Source organism: Nocardiopsis sp. NPDC058631, from assembly GCF_042716955.1.
Taxonomy (GTDB): Bacteria; Actinomycetota; Actinomycetes; order Streptosporangiales; family Streptosporangiaceae; genus Nocardiopsis.
Genome location: NZ_JBHXQY010000127.1, coordinates 12,367 through 15,409 on the forward strand (window position 1 = coordinate 12,367; position 3,043 = coordinate 15,409).

Genomic DNA, 3,043 nt, shown 5'->3' on the forward strand with positions numbered 1-3,043 from the left:
CCCGGGGGCGCCGGCCCGGGGGGGCCCACGGCCCACGGCCGGGTCCGGCGTTACCCGAAGGTCACGACGAGGGTGCCGTCCGAGGAGTGCGACCAGTCCAGGCCGCCGCTGTAGGAGGAGCACCGCGACCCGTTCGAGCCGGACCAGAACTGGTTCGAGCTGTCGGAGTTGCCGATGATCCGGTCGTTGGAGCCGCTGTCGCACGAGGTGTTGCCCCGGAACACCGAGGAGCCGCCGTCGAAGTTGAAGTTGCGCTCCTCGCTGCCGATGCTGACGTTGTTCGACACCGTCATCGAGCCGAGGTTGCGGTTGTAGGTGAACCCGTGCTTGCCGTTGTCGTAGGCGATGTTGCCCCTGATGACGTGGTTGACGCCGATGTCCTCGCCGCCGAGCTTGAAGCCGTTGCGGTCGCCGTCGCCCGCCTGGGACCCGTCGCTGAGGGTTCCGTTCTCGTAGGCGAGGGAGTCCTCGACGGTCACGGCGCCGATGGCCCCGGTGTCGGACTTGGTGTACAGGTCCCAGCCGTCGTCGATGTTGTTGTGGGCCACCGCGTAGCGGAAGACGTTGCCCGGACCCGAGGTGAGCTTGGCGGCGAAACCGTCGGCGTCCTCGCCGTCGGAGTCGGCGTTGTCGTGCGAGACCGCGCTCAGGATCAGGTTGTCGGCGGGCCAGTCGCTCTTGGCGGTGCCGGAGGTGGCACGGGAGAGCTGCAGGCCCGTGTCGTGGTTGAAGCGCGTCACCGTGCGCTCGATGACGTTGTTGCTGCCGCCGACGAAGATGCCGTTGTCACCGGCGTGCTCCACGACGATGCCGCGGATGTGCCAGTGGTCCCCGTTCAGCGCCAGGCCGCGGTTGGAGGAGTCCTCGCTCTGGGCGGAGAAGTCCAGCACCGGGGTCTCGCCGGGGTAGGCGTACAGCTCCGTGCGATCACCGGACGTGCCGTTGTCGTCCTGGTCGATGGTGACGGTCTGCGAGAAGGCGTAGTTCCCGCCCCGCATGTAGATCGTCCCGCCGGGGGTGATGCGGTCGATCGCCGAGGTGAGGGTGGTGGGGTCGGACTGGGTACCGCTCGCGTCCGTGCTGCCGCCCGGCGCGACGTACAGGGCCGAGGACGACGGCGGCGGCTCCTCCGGGCCGGGGCCCGGATCCGTCCCGCCGGCCGTCTCCACGTCGAGGTGGTCGACGTTGGCCATACCGCTGGAACCGGTCGGGTCGAACCGGATCGTGTTGTTGCCCGCCCTCAGCTGCACGGTGAGCGTCTTGGTCGCCCACTGGCTCCACGCGCCGGTGCCCTCGAAGGAGACCGATGCCGTCCGAGCACCGTTCACGAGGACGTCGGCGGGGCGGGCGGAGGAGGTGCCGTTGGCGAAGCGCAGGCGCAGCGTGGCCGTTCCCGGGGAGGAGGCGTTCACGCTGAACTGCACGTAGGCGCCGCTCTCGTTCTCGGTGTCGCAGAACCCGCTGCCCGAGTAGCCCGGCCACTCGTTCTCGATACTGCCTTGGCAGGTGGCCGAGGAGTCCTCGGCCTCGTAGCGGGTGGTGGCGGCCTGTGCGGGGGTGCCGGAAAGCGTGACGAGTGCGCCTGCGAGCAGGGCGGCGGCGCACGCGAGGAGGGGGCTCGGTTTCATCGTTCGTCTCCAGGGGGGTGGCGCTGTGGCCGGTGGGACGGTGGACGCAAGGGGGAGACCTGCCGTGGGTGGGCGGGCCCGTGCAACAAGAAAGGAAAGCGCTTTCAACACCGAAGTTAAGTGTTCGTTGTCAACGCGTCAACGATCTTGTCCCCGGGAGCGGTTCGTGTTAAGGGGGCAGCGGCGGACCGGGCGACGCGCTCCCGAAGACCTCGAAGACGGACGGGTGGTCGCGCCGCCCCTCTAGGTGTACTGACCACGGAGGTTGGTAACACCCACCCCGCCTGACACACGCAAAGAGGGCCTTCGGTATCGGTGTGGATTACCACGTCTACACCGACCCACCAGAAGGCCCTCGATGCCCCACACTACCCACGCCAACGCCCGCCTGACCCCCGCAGGGCGCCTCGCCCTGGCCCGCTGCGTGGTCGACGACGGCTGGCCGCTCAGGCGGGCAGCCGAACGCTTCCAGGTCGCACCCACCACCGCCATGCGCTGGTCCCAGCGCTACCGAACCCTGGGACCAGCGGGCATGACCGACAAAACCAGCCGCCCCCACCACTCCCCCCGACGTACCCCCACCCGCCGCGAGCGCCGCGTCATCAAACTCCGCCACACCCACCGGTGGGGACCGGCCCGCATCGGCGGCCACCTGGGCATGCACCCCTCGACCGTGCACCGCATCCTGACCCGCTACAAGTGCGCCCGCCTGACCCACACCGACCGGGCCACCGGGCGCGCGGTGCGCCGCTACGAACGCTCACGGCCGGGCGAGCTGGTGCACGTGGACATCAAGAAGCTCGGCAACATCCCCGACGGTGGCGGCCACAAGGCGCTGGGCCGGTCCCGGGGCCGCAAGAACCGCTCCAGGGCCGGGTACGCCTACCTGCACAACGCCGTGGACGACCACTCCCGCCTGGCCTACACCGAGATCCTCACCGACGAGAAGAAGGACACCGCCACGGGGTTCTGGAAGCGGGCCCAGGCCTACTTCGCCTCGGCCGGCATCACCGTGGAACGGGTGCTGACCGACAACGGGTCCTGCTACAAGTCCCACGCCTGGCGAGACCTCCTGGCCGACCAGGAGATCAAGCACAAGCGCACCCGCCCCTACCGGCCCCAGACCAACGGCAAGGTCGAGCGTTTCAACCGGACCCTGGTCCAGGAGTGGGCCTACGCCCGCCCCTACCGGTCCGAGGCCGAGAAGCGGGAGGCGTTCACCGGATGGCTGCACCACTACAATCACCACCGGTTCCACACCGCCATAGGCGGCCCTCCCGCCTCCCGCGTCACCAACCTCTCAGGTCAGTACACCTAGGGCCAATGCCGTTCGGTTAGGGGTTCGATCAACAGCGCAACCCCCGGCGTTTCGGCTGGCAAAACAGACGCAGCCCTTGTAGTGGTTCTCGGGTCCG

General features: G+C 69.1%; 2 protein-coding genes. One reads left to right on the forward strand and one right to left on the reverse strand.

The genetic code is table 11. The features are described 5' to 3' along the window. Positions 1-50: 50 nt before the first annotated feature. A complete protein-coding gene (locus ACFWTE_RS27420; RefSeq protein ID WP_378782804.1) occupies positions 51-1,628 on the reverse strand; it encodes a CBM35 domain-containing protein in 1,578 nt (525 codons plus the stop codon). 358 nt (positions 1,629-1,986) lie between these two features. Here ACFWTE_RS27420 and ACFWTE_RS27425 point away from each other — a divergent pair, with 358 nt between their 5' ends. After that, a complete protein-coding gene (locus tag ACFWTE_RS27425; protein WP_378782805.1) occupies positions 1,987-2,946 on the forward strand; it encodes an IS481 family transposase in 960 nt (319 codons plus the stop codon). Positions 2,947-3,043: the final 97 nt, after the last annotated feature.

What these genes read in the sequence shown, in the direction of transcription:
- ACFWTE_RS27425 (WP_378782805.1), top strand. Translation starts at nt 1,987, where the DNA reads ATGCCCCACACTACCCACGCCAACGCCCGCCTGACCCCCGCAGGGCGC.
- ACFWTE_RS27420 (WP_378782804.1), bottom strand. Translation starts at nt 1,628, where the DNA reads ATGAAACCGAGCCCCCTCCTCGCGTGCGCCGCCGCCCTGCTCGCAGGC.